General features: G+C 66.6%; 12 protein-coding genes. 9 read left to right on the plus strand and 3 right to left on the minus strand.

The features are described 5' to 3' along the window. Position 1: 1 nt before the first annotated feature. Positions 2-535, minus strand: a complete 534-nt coding sequence (tssB, locus tag L6Q96_17215) for a type VI secretion system contractile sheath small subunit (GenBank protein MCK6556297.1) — start codon at positions 533-535, stop codon at positions 2-4. A gap of 75 nt (positions 536-610) precedes the next feature. Beyond that, positions 611-1,690 (minus strand): type VI secretion system protein TssA, encoded by a 1,080-nt coding sequence (gene tssA, locus L6Q96_17220; GenBank protein ID MCK6556298.1) that lies wholly within the window; start codon positions 1,688-1,690, stop codon positions 611-613. Between the two features lie 243 nt (positions 1,691-1,933). On the opposite strand from tssA, the gene tssE reads away from it, so the two are divergent. The 8 genes from tssE to L6Q96_17260 all read left to right on the plus strand — a co-directional run bounded on the left by tssE (position 1,934) and on the right by L6Q96_17260 (position 14,439). Continuing rightward, positions 1,934-2,413, plus strand: a complete 480-nt coding sequence (gene tssE, locus L6Q96_17225; GenBank protein MCK6556299.1) for a type VI secretion system baseplate subunit TssE — start codon at positions 1,934-1,936, stop codon at positions 2,411-2,413. Next, the gene (gene tssF, locus L6Q96_17230) at positions 2,414-4,228 is read left to right on the plus strand and encodes a type VI secretion system baseplate subunit TssF (GenBank protein MCK6556300.1); all 1,815 of its coding nucleotides are present in this window, start codon (positions 2,414-2,416) and stop codon (positions 4,226-4,228) included. Next, positions 4,192-5,259: a type VI secretion system baseplate subunit TssG gene (gene tssG, locus L6Q96_17235; protein ID MCK6556301.1), complete on the plus strand. Its 1,068-nt coding sequence runs from the start codon at positions 4,192-4,194 to the stop codon at positions 5,257-5,259. The genes tssF and tssG overlap by 37 nt, the downstream gene beginning before the upstream one ends. A gap of 53 nt (positions 5,260-5,312) precedes the next feature. After that, positions 5,313-7,988 (plus strand): type VI secretion system ATPase TssH, encoded by a 2,676-nt coding sequence (gene tssH / locus L6Q96_17240; protein MCK6556302.1) that lies wholly within the window; start codon positions 5,313-5,315, stop codon positions 7,986-7,988. A gap of 40 nt (positions 7,989-8,028) precedes the next feature. Then, positions 8,029-10,362: a type VI secretion system tip protein VgrG gene (locus tag L6Q96_17245; GenBank protein ID MCK6556303.1), complete on the plus strand. Its 2,334-nt coding sequence runs from the start codon at positions 8,029-8,031 to the stop codon at positions 10,360-10,362. 55 nt (positions 10,363-10,417) lie between these two features. Further along, entirely contained in the window at positions 10,418-11,029 is a 612-nt protein-coding gene (locus L6Q96_17250; GenBank protein ID MCK6556304.1) for a peptidoglycan-binding protein, read from the plus strand. A gap of 19 nt (positions 11,030-11,048) precedes the next feature. Next, complete coding sequence (locus L6Q96_17255; protein MCK6556305.1) at positions 11,049-13,430, plus strand: protein-arginine deiminase domain-containing protein; 2,382 nt, start codon at positions 11,049-11,051, stop codon at positions 13,428-13,430. A gap of 253 nt (positions 13,431-13,683) precedes the next feature. Continuing rightward, the gene (locus tag L6Q96_17260; protein MCK6556306.1) at positions 13,684-14,439 is read left to right on the plus strand and encodes a HEAT repeat domain-containing protein; all 756 of its coding nucleotides are present in this window, start codon (positions 13,684-13,686) and stop codon (positions 14,437-14,439) included. Between the two features lie 165 nt (positions 14,440-14,604). Here the strand turns inward: L6Q96_17260 and L6Q96_17265 are convergent, their stop codons facing one another. Then, positions 14,605-15,153: a Uma2 family endonuclease gene (locus tag L6Q96_17265; GenBank protein MCK6556307.1), complete on the minus strand. Its 549-nt coding sequence runs from the start codon at positions 15,151-15,153 to the stop codon at positions 14,605-14,607. A gap of 269 nt (positions 15,154-15,422) precedes the next feature. On the opposite strand from L6Q96_17265, the gene vgrG reads away from it, so the two are divergent. Further along, positions 15,423-17,756 carry a type VI secretion system tip protein VgrG gene (gene vgrG / locus L6Q96_17270; GenBank protein MCK6556308.1) on the plus strand — a complete coding sequence of 778 codons (2,334 nt, stop codon included), beginning with the start codon at positions 15,423-15,425 and terminating at the stop codon, positions 17,754-17,756. Positions 17,757-17,765 lie beyond the last annotated feature (9 nt).

Raw genomic sequence — 17,765 nt, forward strand, 5'->3', positions numbered from 1 at the left:
GCTACTCCTTCTTCTCGCCCGGAGCTCCGGCGCCCGCGAGGCCGAGTGACTGACTGAGAGCGTTACGGGCTTCGGCATCGTTAACGATCTGGCCGAGCAGCTCTTCGAGCTTGTCGTTGCCGTCCATGCGGTTGAGGAGGTTCTTGAGCTTCTCGCGGGTATCGAGGAGCTGCCGCAGCGGCTCGACCTGGCGGGCGACGTTTTCCGGGGCGAAGTCGTCGATGCTCTTGAAGCGCAGCTCGACGTTGATCTGGTTACCCTCGGTGCCGCTCAACTTGTCGTCGACCCGGAAGGCGACCCGCGGGTTCATGGCCGCGAGCACGCTGTCGAAGTTGTCCCGGTCGATCTGTACGAACTTGCGCTCCTTGAGTGGCGGCTGGGCCTGGTCGGGCTTGCCCGCGAAGTCGCCGAGCACGCCGACGACGAAAGGCAACTCCTTCAGTTGCAGCGCGCCGTTCAGCTCGACGTCGTAGGTGATCTGGACGCGCGGCTTGCGGACGCGGTCGAGTTTGTGTTGCGTGCTTTCCTTGGCCATTCGGCTCTCCTTCCCACTGGTGTGCGGTACGTGTCGTTAGCGCTCGGCGGTTTCACGTCTGCCTCTTTCGCATTCTCACTCGCGTCTGACGAAGCCGAGGAGTTCGCCGATCTGTTCGCGGGTGGTCTGGTCTTTGACGATCTCGGTGACGAGTTCCTCCAGGGACATGCGGCCCCACGCGGTGGCGCGCTGGACCAGGTACGAGATGGGGCTGTGGGGCTCCGTCTTACGGAAGAACGCCGCGACCTCGGCGAGGCGCCGCAGGGCCTCGTCGCGCGAATTGATGGGGCCGGTGCCGGCCGCCATGCCGCCCGCGGCCGTCGTCGTGTCGGTTGCCGCCGGGCCGCTGTCGGCGGTCGTTTCGGGCACGCCGCCCTTGTCCTTGAGGATCCGGTTGACGAGTGCGGTGCATTCGTCGAGAGACTGGCGAATCGCCGCCGTCCCCGGGGCATTGCGGCCCATGCGCCGGTCGAGCAGGTTGTCGAGGCGGCGCAGCTCGGCGAGACAGTCGGTCAGGTCGTCCTTGAGCGCCGCATAGTACGCCAGCGGCGTGGCGGCTACCGCCTGTTCGAACGCCTTCGCGCGTCCCTCGGCTTCGGCGCGGCGCTGTTCGTAGGCGGTGTCGTCTTCGGTTTCGTTGCGGGGCGTGATGTAGCGCGACTTCCAGTACGCCCACGACGGTACGGCGCCGTTGACGTTGCCCACGGCCATGGCGACTTCGCGCAGGCGGTTGGGGAGGCGCGCACCCCGATCCGCTTCGGTCAGCCACACCAGGGGCGCCGCGCGAGGCTCCAAATCGTCTTCGTCCGGCAGGGGGTGAAGCTCGTCCCAGTACGCCTCCAGCAGCCCGTTGACGACCCGCAAGCCGTCGCGTAGCCCGCGGTATCCGTAAAGCTGCACCAGAGCTTCGACAACGAAGCCGGCGAGCATGAGATCCTTGCTGCGGGCGGCGAGGGCGCCGGTGGCCTTGTCGAGCACCGCCGCCCAGTCGGCTTGCACCGGCGAATCGCTCCCCAGGGCGTCGCGGTCGTCCTCGCGCCGGGCCTTGCGGATTTCGTCGTAAAGGGGGTCCCACCGCAGGTTCTCACCGCACGGACTGGCCCCCTCGACGGGCGCGAGCAGCCGATCGAGGTCGAGTACTCCTGGAGAACTCACGGTTACCTCTCCCGAGCGGGTCCCCTTCGCCGCCAGCTCCGGCGGAGTTGTCGTTACGATCGATTCCTCGTTAACCATAGGCCCGGAAGGCATGTCAAGCTGCGGGGCTGGCGCGCGTTGACAACGGCGGCACAAACAGCCAAGACGGAGCCGTTCGCGAGAGTGCGATGGGTGGCGCGGCGCCGGACGCGGGACGCCGCGACCGCTCCTATCGACCGGCCCGACCGGTAGAGGGTAAAGCGTATGCCCGGAGCTGACGACGAAATTCGCGCCGTGCCGGCGTTGCTCGATCGGCTCGTGGACGATCCCGACGATTCCGTTCCCGACGGGGACTACGGGGTGCGCGACTTGAAACGTGCGGTCGCACGCGATCTCGAAGCGCTGCTCAACACGCGGCGTGAACTGCTCTCCGACCTGCCTGCCGACTTTGAATACGTAGGGCGATCGCCGGTAGCGTACGGGCTGCCGGATTTCTCGTCCATGAACCTCGGCAACCAGGGTGACCGGACGCGCGTGCGGCGGACGATCGAGGAGGCCATCGACGGTTTCGAGCCGCGGCTCGACCGCGTCAGGGTGGCGGTCGAGGATCCGCGGCCCTTCGATCGCGGGCTGCGCTTTCGGATCGAGGCGGTGTTGCGAGTCCCGCCGGTACCCGAACCGGTCACCTTCGATGCGGTGCTGCAGATGGCGACCCAGGAATGCCGGGTGGAAGGGCAGACGTAGGTGGCCGACGAATTGCTCCCCTATTACGAGCGGGAACTGGCGTTTCTGCGGCAGATGGGGGCCGAGTTCGCCGCCAAGTACCCGAAAATCGCCGCGCGACTGCAGCTCGAAAGCGACCGCGCCGAGGACCCGCACGTCGAGCGCATGATCCAGGCCGCCGCTCTTCTGGCCGCCCGTGTGCACCACAAGCTCGACGACGAGTTTCCCGAGATCACCGAGTCGCTCCTCAACGTCGTCTACCCGCAGTACCTCGCCCCCGTACCCTCGATGGCGATCGCCCAGTTCGTGCTCGACCCGGAGCAGGGCAAGCTCACCGCCGGTCATCGGATCGAGCGGGGGACGACGCTGTTATCGCCGGCAGTCGACGGTCAGACCTGCCGTTTCCGCACCGCCTACCCGGTTACCCTCTGGCCCCTGGAAATCGCTGCCGCGCAACTCGATACCACGGCGCGTTTCGGCCTGACGGCCCGCGCCGCCGGCGCCATACGCCTCGAGTTCGCCTGCCTCGGAGAAGGGTCGATTGCCGACTTGCAGATCGACCGGTTGCGCCTCTTTCTGCACGGCGAGAGCCGGTTGGCTTACGGGCTCTACGAGCTGCTGTTCAACCACGCCCAGGAAGTCATACTGCGCGGCCTGCGGGGCGGGGCGCGGACGCCGACCATCGTCCGGCTCCCACCCGACGTCCTGCGCCCGGCCGGACTGGACGACGACGAGAACGTGCTGCCGGTCACCCATCGCTCCTTCGCCGGCTATCGCCTGTTGCAGGAGTACTTCGCGCTGCCGGAGAAATTCCTGTTCGCCGACCTGCTGCACCTCGACCGGGCTGTGACGGCGGGGTTCGCGCAGCGCTTCGAGGTGCTCGTTCTGCTGGATAAGTTGCCGCGCTTCGAGCAGCCGGTGACCGCCGACACGTTTCGCCTGGGGTGTACGCCGGTGGTCAATCTCTTCGAGCAGTTGGCGGAGCCGATCCGCTTGAGTCACACCCGGACCGAGTACCGCGTCATTGCCGACGTGCACCGGCAGCAGAGCACCGAGGTGTACTCGGTCGACCGCGTCGGCAGCAGCCGGCCGGACGGTCAGGAGGTCGTCGAGATTTACCCTTTCTACTCGCTGCGGCACGCCGGGACGGCGGAACGCGAGGGCGCTTACTGGTACGCGACGCGGCGTGCATCCGAGCGTCGCGGCGACACCGGCACCGAGGTGTACCTGTCGCTGGTCGATACGGGGTTCAGGCCGACCTTGCCGGCGGCCGAGACGTTGGCGGTGGCCACGACCTGCACGAATCGGGACCTCCCCGGGCGCCTGCCGTTCGGCGGCGGCCGCAGCGACCTCGAGATGGAAGCGGCCGCCCCGTTGTCCCGTATCCATTGCCTGCTGAAGCCGCGAGAGACGCAGCGTCCGCCGTTGCGCAGCGCCGCGCAGTGGCGCCTGATCTCGCACCTCGCGCTCAACTACCTCTCGATTGCCGACGGACCACAGGCGTTGCAGGAGATTCTGAAGCTCTACGACTTCTCGGGATCGGCAGTCATCCAGCAGCAGATCGCCGGCCTGGTCGGCCTCAGTAGCCGGCGCGTCGTGGCGCGGCCGGGTTCGATGCCGTGGAACGGATTCTGCCGCGGCATCGAGGTGACGCTCGAGTTCGACGAAGACCGGTACGTGGGCAGCGGCGTGTTCCTGTTCGCCGCCGTACTGGAGCGCTTTCTGGGCCTGTATGCCTCGCTGAATTCTTTCGTGCAGTTGGTGGCGTTCACGCGCCAAAGGGAGGAGGCACTGCACCGATGGCCGCCGCGGGCGGGACACCAGATTCTCCTCTAGATCGACTGCTCTTCGACGAAGGCTTCCGTTTCGAGTTCTTCGAGGCCGTGCGTCTGCTGCGCCGCCTGTATCCGGAGCGGGCGGCCGTCGGGCACGACGGGCCGCCGCGTCGGGAGACGGTGCGCTTCCGTTCCCGTCCCGCTCTCGGCTTCGCGGGGGCGGCAATCCAGGAATTGAGCCGGGACGACGCCGCGCACGGGCGCGCGGAAATGACGGTGAACTTCATGGGGCTCACCGGCCCGGTGGGCGTGTTGCCCCGGCACTACACGGAAACCGTCATGCGCCGGCGCCGCGCCCGGGACCCCGTGCTCCACGAGTTCCTCGACATCTGGACGCATCGGTTCGTCTCCCTCTTCTATCGTGCGTGGGAGAAGTACCGCTTCGCCATCCGCTACGAGCGCGGGGTCGTCGAGGGAAAGACCTCGGATCGCTTCGCGTGGCTGCTCTTCGATCTGTTCGGCATGGGCACCGACGGCCTGCTGGGCCGGTTGCTGGTCGACGATCGGGTGCTGCTTTACTACAGCGGTCTGCTGGCACAGCGGCGGCGCACGGCGAGTGCGCTGGCCGGTATCCTGCAAGACCACTTCGCGGTGCCGGCGGGGGTCGAGCAGTGCATCGGGCAGTGGTTGCCGATCCCGCCACGCAGCCGCACCCGGCTCGGGCGCCGCGGCGCCAACCATCAGCTCGGTGCGAGTGCCGTGCTCGGACACCGGACCTGGGACCAGCAGGCGGCGTTTCGGGTCCGGCTCGGTCCGTTCGACCTGCGGGACTACAACCGGTTCCTGCCTACCGGCGAAGCCTTTCGCCCGCTGGTGCAGATGACCCGCTACTTTGCCGGCCAGGAGCACGACTTCGACGTGCGCCTGGTGCTGCGCGCCGCCGAGGTGCCGCGGTGCGCGCTGGGAGCGAAGGGCGACGCCGGACCCCGCCTGGGTTGGTCGGCGTGGTTGAAGCAGGTGCCGTTCGTCCGCGACGCCGACGATGCGACGTTTGCCGGCGAACTGACGCGGGTGGGTGCGCTGCGGGGATAGGCGCTGACGCATCGAAGTCGACGTGCTGGACGCGTGCGAAAAGGGAGTAAGCGATGAACGTGAGTCTCAAGGCCCTGATTGGAAAGCTCAACGATACCTGCCGCGGCGCGCTCGAAGGGGCGGCGGGCCTGTGTCTGACCCGCACGCATTACGATGTCGATATCGAGCACCTCTTCCTCAAGCTCACCGAGATGCCGGAAAGCGACTTCGCCCGCATTCTGCGCCAGTACGAGATCGATGCCTCACGGCTGTCCCGCGACCTGACCCGCGCCCTCGATCGACTGAAGACCGGCAACGCGCGTACACCCGCACTGTCCCCGCGTATCCCGCAGCTTATTAGCGAGGCGTGGACCGTCGCGTCGGTCGATTTCGGCGTTGCCCGGGTGCGTTCCGGTCACCTCGCCATCGCCCTGCTGGGCAACGACGATCTCGGCCGTCTCGCCCGCGAGAGCGCGGCGGACCTCGGGCGCGTCGTCCTCGAAGATCTGCGCAAGCGCTTTGCCGATATCGTCGGCGGATCGATCGAGGACCGCGGGGAGGCGGCGCTCGGCATGGCCGCTCCTGAGCCGGGGACGCCCGGCGCCGTCGCCGGTGGCAAGACCCCGGCCCTCGATCAGTACACCATCGATCTGACCGCGCGCGCCCGCGCCGGCAAGATAGACCCGGTGCTCGGCCGCGACGCCGAGGTGCGCCAGATCGTCGACATCCTCACGCGGCGACGGCAGAACAATCCGATCCTGACCGGAGAGGCGGGGGTCGGCAAGACCGCCGTGGTCGAGGGACTGGCCCTGCGCATTGCCGAGGGCGATGTGCCGCCGCCGCTGCGGCCCGTGGCCCTGCGGGTGCTCGATCTCGGCCTGCTGCAGGCGGGAGCCAGCGTCAAGGGCGAGTTCGAAAACCGGCTTAACGGTGTCATCAACGAAGTCAAGGCGTCGGCGCAACCGATCATCCTGTTCATCGACGAAGCACACACGATGATCGGGGCCGGCGGGCAGGCCGGACAGGGCGACGCCGCCAATCTACTGAAGCCGGCGCTGGCGCGTGGCGAGCTGCGCACGATCGCCGCCACCACCTGGGCCGAGTACAAGAAGTACTTCGAACGCGACGCCGCTCTGGCGCGCCGGTTCCAGGTCGTCAAGGTCGAGGAGCCTACCGAGCCGCAGGCCATCGGCATGATGCGCGGGCTCGTCGGAACCCTGGAACAGCATCACAAGGTCCGCATTCTCGACGAGGCCGTCGAGGCCGGCGTGCGCCTGTCGCATCGCTACATCTCCGGGCGGCAACTGCCCGACAAGGCGGTGAGCGTTCTCGATACCGCCTGTGCCCGCGTGGCGCTCGGACAGGTCGCGACCCCTCCCGAGGTCGAGGATTGCCGGCGCCAGATCGCCCGCGCCGAAACCGAGATCGGCATCCTCGAACGCGAGGCGCTCACCGGCGCAAAGCACCACGAACGCCTCGCCGAGGTTGCCGCCGAGAAGGCGGCGGCCGAGAAACGGCTCCAGGAACTCGAGGCGCGCTGGAAGGAAGAAGCCCGCATCATCGGCGAATTGCGCGACATCCGGGGTCGCCTCGAAGCTCACGGGGCCGCGAGTCGCACCGGCGCGCAGGACACCGGCGGCCGACTGCCGGAGACCGAGGTCGCGCGTCTGCAGGCGGACCTCGATCGCTTTACCGCCGAGCTGCGGCAGTTGCAGGGCGAATCGCCGCTGATGCAGGTGTGCGTCGACGCGCAAAGCGTCGCCGAGGTCGTGTCCGGCTGGACCGGTATTCCGGTCGGTAAGGTCGTCCGTGACGAGATCAACACGGTGCTTACGCTGAGCGACCTGCTGCAGCGGCGCGTCATCGGGCAGGCCCACGCGCTCGATGCGATTGGCCAGCGCCTGCGCACGGCGCGCGCCAAGCTCGAAGACCCGCGCCGGCCGATCGGGGTGTTCCTCCTCGTCGGGCCCAGCGGCGTGGGCAAGACCGAAACCGCGATGAGTCTGGCCGACCTGCTGTACGGCGGCGATCAGAACATGACCGTTATCAACATGTCCGAATTCAAGGAGGAGCATAAGGTCTCGCTGCTCATGGGTTCGCCGCCGGGCTACGTCGGCTACGGCGAGGGCGGTGTGCTTACCGAAGCGGTGCGGCGCCGGCCGTACAGCGTCGTGCTACTCGACGAGATGGAGAAGGCGCACCCCGGTGTGCAGGACATCTTCTATCAGGTGTTCGACAAGGGCAGCTTGCGCGATGGCGAAGGCCGCGACATCGACTTCAAGAACACCGTGGTCCTCATGACCTCGAACGCCGGTACCGACACCATCATGAAACTGTGCGCCGATCCGGAAACGCGGCCGGAACCCGAAGCTCTCGCGGAGGCGTTGCGCACTGACCTGTTGAAGTACTTCAAGCCGGCGTTCCTCGGACGCACCATCGTCGTACCGTACTATCCGATCTTCGATGACATCATGAAGCGGATCATCGACTTGCAGCTCGGCCGCATCCGCGCCCGTGTGCAGGAGAATCACCGCGCGCAGTTCACGTACGACGGCGCTCTGGTCGACGCGATTGCGAGCCGTTGCACCGAGGTCGACAGCGGCGCGCGCAACGTCGACCACATTCTCACCCGATCGCTGCTGCCCGAGCTCTCCCGGGAGTTCCTCGGGCGGATGGCGGCCGGGGAAACGATTTCGCGGGTTCATGTCACCGTCGACGGCACCGGTGCGTTCCGGTACGACCTCGGCTGAGCGGTGCGGGCACAACAGTGCCCGCGAGGCAGGGTGAGCCGTGGCGTACACGCAGGACGGACGCCTGATTGCGGTCCACACGCCGCTGGGACCCGATGCCCTCTTGCTGCAACGGTTCAGCGGCCGCGAGGCCGTCTCCGAGCTCTTCCGCTTCGAGCTCGATCTGCTGTCTGACGGTGCGGAGGTCGAACCGGGCGCCCTGCTCGGCCATGCGATATCGATCGCGCTCGCGCTGCCCGACGGGGGCTCGCGCTACTTCCACGGAGTCGTCAGCCGCTTCGGCGAGGGCATATGGGACGGGCGCCTCGCGCATTACCGCGCCGAGGTCGTGCCGTGGCTGTGGTTGCTCGGGCGGACCAGCGATTCGCGCATCTTTCAGAACCAGGCCGTGCCGCAGATTATCGAGCAGGTGTTCAAGGACCTCGGGCTGAACGACTATCGGCTCGTGCTGCGGGGGACCTACGAGCCCCGCGACTACTGCGTGCAGTACCGGGAGACGGACCTGAACTTCGTGTCGCGGCTGATGGAGGAGTGCGGCATCGCCTACTTCTTCGAGCACCGGGCCGACCGGCACATCCTGGTTATGACCGACGCTCCCGACGCCCACGATCCATGCCCCCACCAGGCGGAGGCCCGGATCGAGGCGACCGGCCGTATGGAGAGAGAGGACGCGATAACGGCCTGGGACGTCGACGACTTTGTGCGCGCGGGGGCGTATGCGCTCGCCGATTTCAACTTCGAGACACCTAACACCAACCTGCTCGTCGACACGCCCGGGGTCGTGAAGCGCCGCAGTGCGGCACTGGCCCTGTACGACTATCCTGGCGGGTATTTGACCCGGGGAGAGGGCGAGCGCGTTGCTCGCATCCGCATGCAGGAAGAAGAGGCGACCCACTGCACGATTGCCGGCAGCGGCCGCTGCCGCGGGTTTGCCGCGGGCTATCGCTTCGCGCTGCAGGGGCACTTCCGTCGCGAGCTCGACACGGAATACCTGTTGACCGCAGTCGTCCACGACGCGACCGCCGGCAGTGCGTACCGCACCGGTGACGGGGTGCAAGGCGCGGAAGAAACGTACCGGAACGGCTTCCTGTGCCTTCCGCATCGAGTTCCGTTCCGCCCCGCGCGGCTAACGCCGAAGCCGTTCGTCGAGGGAGTGCAGACCGCATTTGTCGTCGGGCCGTCGGGCGAGGAGATCCATACCGACAAGTACGGGCGCGTCAGGGTGCAGTTCCACTGGGACCGCGAGGGCAAGTACAACGAGAAGAGTTCTTGCTGGGTCCGCGTGGCGCAAGCGTGGGCCGGCAAGCGCTGGGGCGCGATCTTCACCCCGCGCATCGGCCAGGAGGTCATTGTCGACTTCGAGGAGGGCGATCCGGACCGGCCCCTGATTACGGGACGGGTTTACAACGCGGAGCAGATGCCGCCCTACGACCTGCCGGCGGAGCAGACGAAGAGCACGATCAAGACCAGCAGCTCGAAGGGGGGCGGCGGGTTCAACGAGATCCGCTTCGAAGACAAGAAGGGCAAGGAGCAGCTCTTCGTGCACGCGGAGCGGCGCTACGACAACCGCGTGAAGAAGGACTCGCTGGAATGGGTGGGCCGGCACCGGCATCTGATCGTGGGGCGCCAACAGCGCGAAGCGGTCAAGGCGGACAAGCACCTCAAGGTCGGCGGCGACCGCAACGAGCAGATCGACGGGTCGGCGTCGTCGAAGGTCGGCATGGACTTCGACCGGAAGATCGGCATGAAGCGAGCGCTCGATGCCGGCATGGAGATCCATCTCAAGGCGGGCATGAACGCCGTGATCGAGGGCGGCATGACCGTCACTCTGAAAGCCGGCGCGGGCTTTCTCGTCGTCGGCCCGGCCGGGGTGACGATGTCCGGCACGCCGATCCTGATCAACGCCGGCGGCGCCGCGGGTACCGGGTCGGGGGCGTCGCCCGATCCGCCGAAAGCGCCTCTGGAGGCGGATCGCGCCGAACCCGGTGCGAAGGCCAAGGTCCCGCCGCCAAAGACGGTGTCGCCGCAGGCCCTGGCTTTGCGGCAGGCGGCCCGCGAGGGCCGGCCGTTTTGCGAGAAGTGCGCCGAGGCCGCACGGCAGGCGGCCCTGGCCCGTGGAGCCACGCCGGCGGAAGCCGAGGATGCGGCGCAGGCGGCCGGGGAGCAGGCGGAGAAGACCTGGGTCGAGATCGAGCTGCTCGACGAAGACGAGCGTCCGGTCGCCGGTGAGGAGTATCGCCTCGATCTCGCCGACGGCTCGGTCAGACGCGGACGGCTGGATGCAAACGGCAAGGCGCGCGTAGAGAACATTGATCCGGGAACCTGTGAGCTGACGTTTCCCAATCTGGACGCCAACGACTGGGCCAGGATATGAAATCCGCGTAAAGGGCAGCATGGCAAAGGTTCATACCGTGTCGCAAGGCGAATGCTTGTCGAGGATTGCGCAGCAGCACGGGTTCGCCAACTGGCGAACGATCTACGAGCATCCACTCAACGCCGATTTCAGGACTAAACGTTCCAACCCCAACCTCATCTATCCGGGCGACCAGATCGTCATCCCGGACAAAGGGGCAGGAAGAGCGGAGCTGGCGACAGCGCAAACGCATCGCTTCCGGCTCAGACGAGGCACTCAGGTGCTGCGCATCGTCGTTCGCGACGCCGACGGACGTTCGATGACCAGTGTGCCGTACGAGATGACCATAGCCGGGGTGCGGCGCACCGGTACAACCAGGGGCGACGGACTCATCGAAGAGACCGTTCCTAGCGATGCCGACGACGGCACCTTGCGAGTCGCCAATTTTGAGTGGCCGCTCTTGCTGAGTCACCTGAACCCTGTCACCAACGCGCCCGATGACGGGGCCACCGGGATCCAGGCCCGCCTGCGCAACCTTGGCTGCGACCCAGGCGAGATCGATGGGATCATCGGGCCGAGGACCCGCGCCGCCATTTCCGCCTTCCAAAGGAAACATCCCCCGCTCGCCGTCGACGGAATTTGCGGTCCGAAGACCCTGACGAAGTTGATTGAAGAGCATGGTTGCTGACTAGCGACGAGGGATCATCATGGCCGTCCCACCTCTGCCCCCGCCCATCCTGGTGCCGCCTGCGTTGGTGGCGCTGGGCAGCGCGCTGTACAACGCGTTGTGCGCCCCTGGCGTTGCCGGAAGCTTGCACGCAGATTTCGACCGCAGCGGGAGCGTCGATCAGACCGATCCGGAATATCTCGAGCGCGTGAAACGTCCAGGTGCCATCTTGCTGCCCAACCTCGACATCAGCGACTTCGGACGTCTGCCGGTGCCCCGGCCGGCTGATCTGCGACCTCACCTGGACGCCACCGACGCGGCCGTCAATGGTGCCGCAGATCAGGGACAGCTCACCCTGGCCAAGGTGCGAAAGCCGAATCCGTGCCACCTGTCGGGGACCACCGTAACCATGAAGGTTCACGCCGACGATGCCCGGCGCATTCGGGTCTTTCAGGTCGGCGCCGGTGCCGCGCCAGTGCTCGGCGTGGGCAAGCCGATGGGAGCCCCCGAGGAGTTCGATCTGCCCGGCGTTGCCGCTATCCCGTGGGCCTTCGACTTCCTCGTGGAAGCCGTGACGCTAGCGGGCGATCCGGTCAGAGGAGCCCCTGGTGGAAGCTCGCCAAACAAGCCGGATCCGTACGCCGTTAACCTGCCGTCCGGATCCTCGGGAACCCCGATTGTCAGTGCCCGGGCTCCAGGCGAAATCTGGGTCGAGCTTATCCACGGCTCGGTCGCCGCGACCCTGGCTGCGCCCTACGACGTGGCCCTATTCACCGTGGCTCCCTTCATGCTGCTGTCCAATTTGCAGCCCGTGCGACGCGTATACACGGTGTACTTCCGCGACGATAACCACAACTTCGTGTTCGACTTCGCCGCCGCTTGCCGGGCTGCACTGGGTGCCACGGTGTCGGTGCCCGCCGATTCCTCCACGCCGTTCACGCCGCATACGCCGGCGCACACGGGTCCCCTGTATCTCGTCGATGGGGCCCGATTCCCTGACGAATGGATGCAGGACGAGTTGGAGATCGGCTACTGTTGGGCGCCCCATGCCTGGATGCACGTCGTGCTGCACTGCAAGCGTGGTCGTCCACTAAAGGATTTCGTCCATGGCGACATGCTCGACCCGGGGCTGGGGCTCTTCGACGGCATCGACGGTGCGCCTCTGGACGGGCAGGACTACGGCGGGAACCTTGAGGTGTCGCCTCCAGTAGTGGTGCCAACGCCAGCAATCGGGCGAGATGCCGCCGGTCCCAGCCTTCCGTCGCATCCGCGGGCCCCGTTCGGCAAGATCATACTTGGCGATTGTACGCCGCGGCCGGCTCACGACGACTTCCGCAAGTTCCTGCTTGCTCAGAAGGTCCAACCCGTGCTGGCGCTCGATACCTCTTGGCTCAGCGTGGGACACGTCGACGAGTTCCTGTCCTTCGTTCCGGCCAGCTCCGGCAAGCCATTTCGGCTCCTCATCGCCTCGGTGTGGGCAATGGACGAGTTGCTCGAGGCCACCAAGTCGGTGCCGGTGTTACGAGGGCGCACCAACCTGCAAAGAGGACAGTGGATCGACAGCCGCGGCACTACTCCCGCGGCCTGGGCGGAGTATGACGAGGTCTCGGTGGAGGACTTGATCGCCGCGTCGCGCACATTCAACCAGACGCTGCGGACCAGCAAGCTCGTGGCGATCGAGCGCCGCCTGAAGCGCGGGTTAAATCTCGATGCCGCAGATATCGTGCGTGTTCCGACCTACTTCGCAGAGCCGGCCGTGATGACCGCGGTGTTCGGCCTACCGGGAACCACGACCGTCGCGAAGACGGTCGGCATGGTGAACCTCCAGGTGGTCAACACCCACCTTCTAGTCCCCAAGCCCTTCGGCCCACGCGTCCGCCCGGCAGATGCCACGACGGTCCTGAGGAAGGTGCTCGATCGGTTGGGGTTGAGCGGCGTTGCCGTACGCCTCACCCCCGGAGCAGGGTTCTTTCACTGGGCGTATCCCGGCGAAGATGTGGGGCGCTTTGCCTGCTACTTTGCGCAGCCATCGACTGCAGCGGCGCGCCAGAACATTATCAACCACATCAAGACGGGTGCCGTGCTGACTCCCGCCAACGCAACGCTGGTCGCAGCAACCCGGGCGGCCATCCTCGCCGACCCCAGGAACGCCGGCGCACCGGCGGCAGGTACGTTTCCGACGTGGCGCAAGATGTGGATCCCCGAAGACACCGTCGATCTCCTCGAGGCATACATGCTCTCGGTGCTGGAGCCCCTGGGGTTGACCGTGCATTTCGTCGATGACTGGTATTACCACGCGGGCATGGGCGAGGTGCACTGCGGATCAAACGCCCGACGGGAACCTCCCGAGCTCAACGGTGCAGCGCGCTGGTGGGATTCCTACGACCCGGACGTCAATACCAATTATGACCCGGCGGCGTGACGCTGATCGCGGCCTCCGGCCAACGCGGCTGGGGGGTGAGGTGGTAGTCGTTGCCTTCTTGCTTCTTGGTCTCTCAAACGTTGGAGTCGCAGCGATGGATAGACCGCAGTTCGAAACTGGGCTTCGCGATGCCACAAGGCAGACGGGGGCAGAGTATCTCGACACACGGCGGGCCATACTCGACGCGGGCCCGGCCGTCCTCACCTTCCTCGGCAGCACCCAGGTGCCGGCGACCGATTGGAAGACCGCTCTGGTGGTCGCCGTGCTGGCCGGCTGGTTGACCCGCAAGGATCTCTTCGACCAATGCACCCGATACGTCGAGGGTGATCTGCCCGGGCGGCCACCGATAACCGGAAAGTTCTCGGCCATCCAGAGAGCCACCACTGTTGCGCGTCTGGGTCCCGACGTCGTCCCACGGCTGCTGGAAATGCTCATCAAAACCGGGGAGGGAAACGACGCGGAGAGAGCGGCAGCAATATTCGGATCCTTGGTGCGGATTGGAGACACGCGGGCGGTTCCGCCGTTGATCGACCTTCTGGCACCGCCGAACGAGGAAAACACCAGAGTCATGGCAGCCGGCGCCCTCGGGCAGCTTCATGACCCCCGCGCGGCCGCACCGTTGCGGACCCTTCTCGCGAATACGTCGCTTTCCCCCGGTCTGCGCGCCACGGCGGCGCTCAGCCTTGGGGAGCTGAGAGACTTAGGGTCGTTGAAGATGCTTCAAGGCGTGCTTGTGGATGGCGCGCAGAACCCCGAGGTGCGAATTGGGGCGGCGCGCGCGATCGGCAAGCTGGGTGACTCCAGTGTCGCTGGTGCGTTGAGCCAAGCGTTGACGACGTCGCACGATCTCGTGTTGCTCCAAGTGGTGATCGAAACGGCGGCGCGGCTCGGCGACCAGTCCAGCTTGCCGATGCTCAGCGACCTCGCCAGCCACCACGAGGACGAGTTCATTCGGGAAGCTGCGGAGAACGCCCGGGAGGAGATCTCCAAGCGGGCGGGTGCCAAGTGATGTCACGCGCTCGCGCGTCGGTGAGGCCCGGCTCGGACCGACCGGTCTCGTACCGATCGCCGGTCGCGATCATTTGCAGAACACCTCGTTACGTAGCACTGGCACCGGCGCTCCTGAAACCGCCCCCATACTCCTCTACCGCACGGCCTTCACTCCTTCGGGCTGCTACAGACCCGGGTCCCAGATCCGGGTGAGATCGAGAACGAAGCGGGGAAGAACCGGGTCGCCGGAGAGGGTGGCGGGATTGTCCAGGGACTCGACAACGGCGCCGGGACGGTACACGTGGACCCGCCGCAGCGCCGGTTCGACCAGCCACCCGAGCTGCGCGCCATTCGTAATGTACTCGCGCAACTTGTCCTGCACTGCGACCAACGGGTCCGTGGGGGACCTCAACTCGATGACGAAGTCGGGGCACAGGGGCAGGAAGCGTTCCAGACGCTCCGGCGGCAACCCCGTGAGACGGTTGCGCCGCACCCACGCCACGTCGGGTGAACGAATCGCGCCATTCGGCAGCTCGAAGCCGGTCGACGAATCGAAGGCCACTCCCGATCCATCCTCGTCCGCCCATTGTGTCAACTGCTGGATGAGCCGCGCGTTTCTCGTCCCCGTTCTCGCACCGGTCGGTGGCATGATGATCAGTTCCCCCTCGGCGGTCAGCTCGAGTTGCACGTCACGGTTGAGCTGGCACGCCTCCCAGAACTGCTCCGCGCTCATCCTGAGACTGCGAGGCAGTTGCACCACCCATGGTTGATGTTCCGCCGCTGTGGGTTCGATCACGCCGGACTCCTCACTGGCTGCGGTAGTTCGCACTTCCACGACCGACGGTGAACGATACCACGGCGAAGCCAGCCCTCTCAATCGGATGGCGAGCGAGAGGGATGCTCACGGCTGCGAGCTGACAGCTTCTTGTTGACCTCCACGGGCGGCACGCAGTATGCGAGTCGCTTACCGCTCTCGAAGGTGCGGAGCGCGGGACCCGAGACATGGCGTACACCCAGGACGACCGGCTGATCGCGCTGGACACCCCCCTTGGCAAGGACGTCCTCCTGCTCCAGAGCTTCACCGGCGTCGAGGGTGTGTCGAAGCTCTTCTCCTTCCAGCTCGCATTACTGTCCGAGCAGCCTGCGATCGAGGCGCAAGAGATTCTCGGCAAGGGCGCAGCCATCACCCTGACCCTCGGCGACGGCTCGGCCCGCTACTTCAACGGTCACGTGAGCCGTTTCGTGCAGGCGGAGACGACGCCGCGACTGACGCACTACCGCCTCGAGATGGTGCCCTGGCTCTGGTTCCTCACGCGCACCGCCGACTGCCGCATCTTTCAGAACCAGACGATCCCGCAGATCGTCGAACGGATCTTCAAGGACCTGAACTTCGCCGACTATCGCCTGAACCTGCGGGGCAACTACGCGCCGCGCGAGTATTGCGTCCAGTACCGGGAGACCGACTTCGACTTCGTCTCCCGGCTCATGGAAGAGGCGGGCATCTTCTATTTCTTCGAGCACACCGTGGACAAGCACGTGCTCGTCCTTGCCGACAGCCCGACGGCGCACGAGCCCTGCCCGGGCCTGCCGCGGGCACGGATCGAAGCGGGCGGCGGCGACGACGACGACTGTATTACGGTGTGGCACACCGACCATGCGCTGATTTCCGGGAAGTACACGGTCGGCGATTTTTCGTTCGAGACACCGAGCACGAACCTGCTGGCGACTTCGGCGGCCCGGGCGACCGTCGGCGACAACGCCGCGCTGGAGCTTTACGACTTCCCCGGAGCGTACGCGAGGAAGAACGAAGCCGAGACCCTGGCCCGCATCCGCATGGAGGCTGAGGAAGCGACCCGCCAGACCGTTAGCGGGGCCGGCAGATGTCGCGCCTTCAGCCCGGGGTATCGCTTCGAGTTGCAAGGACACTTCCGGGCCGGCCGCAACGTCGCCTACGTTCTGACCGAGGTCAGACATGACGCAACCGCCGGCAGCGCCTACGGCACCGGCGAGGGAGAAGGCGAGCGCTACGCGAACGAGTTCGTCTGCCTGCCGCACAGCGTTCCTTTCCGGCCGCCGCGCTTGACCCCGAAACCGACCGTTCAAGGGGTGCAGACGGCGATCGTCGTCGGGCCGAAGGGCGAGGAACTGCATACCGACCGCCTGGGGCGTGTGCGGCTGCAGTTCCACTGGGATCGCGAGGGTAAGTACGACGAGAAGAGCTCCTGCTGGGTGAGAGTCGGCCAGCACTGGGCCGGCAAACGATGGGGTACCGTGTTCTTACCCCGCATCGGTCAGGAAGTGATCGTCGCCTTCGTCGAAGGCGACCCGGATCGCCCGCTCGTCGTCGGGCGCGTCTACAACGCCGAGCAAATGCCACCCTATGCGCTGCCCGGCGAGCAAACCAGGAGCACCATCAAGTCCTCGAGCTCGAAGGGCGGCGGCGGGTTCAACGAGCTCCGCTTCGAGGACAAGAAGGGCAAGGAGCAGGTGTTCTTCCACGCCGAGCGGCAGCAGGACGTGCGGGTCAAACAGGATACGCGCGAATGGGTGGGCCGGAACCGGCACCTGATCGTCGTCGGCAACCAGCTCGAGGAGGTGAAGGGCGACAAGCACCTGAAGGTGAGCGGCGATCGGAACGAACAGGTCGACGGCAGCGTGTCGCTCAAGGTCGGGATGGATCACGATCGCAAGGTCGGCATGAAGTTCGCCGAAGATGCCGGCATGGAGATCCATCTCAAGGGCGGCATGAACGTCGTGATCGAAGCGGGGATGACGGTGACGCTCAAGGCGGGCGCCGGCTTCGTCACGGTCGGTCCGGCCGGTGTGGCCATCTCCGGCACGCCGATCATGATCAACAGCGGCGGCGCGGCGGGCTCCGGCTCGGGGGCGTCGCCGGATCCGCCGAAGGCGCCGAAGGAGGCCGATAAGGACAAGCCCGGAGAAAAGGTGAAACGGCCGGCCGCCAGGACGGCCTCGCCGCAGGCGATCGCGCTGCGTCAGGCGGCGCGCGAGGGGCGGCCGTTCTGCGAAAAGTGCGCCGAGGCGGCGCGCCAGGCGGCGCTGGCCCGGGGCGCGACTGCGGCCGAGGCGGAAGAGGCGGCGCAGGCGGCAGGCGCCGCGGCCGAGCAGGAAGACAAGACATGGGTGGAAATCGAGCTGGTGGACGAGGCGGGTCAGCCCGTGGCAGGGGAAGAATACCGCGTCGAACTTCCGGACGGGTCGACACGCCGGGGGCAGCTGGGTGGGGACGGTAGCGTGCGGATCGATGGCATCGATCCGGGCGAATGCACCATAACCTTCCCGGGACTCAAGGGCAGAAACCCGCACCGGCGCTGAGCCGCGGCG

Source organism: Candidatus Binatia bacterium, assembly GCA_023150935.1.
Taxonomy (GTDB): domain Bacteria; phylum Desulfobacterota; class Binatia; order HRBIN30; family HRBIN30; genus JAKLJW01.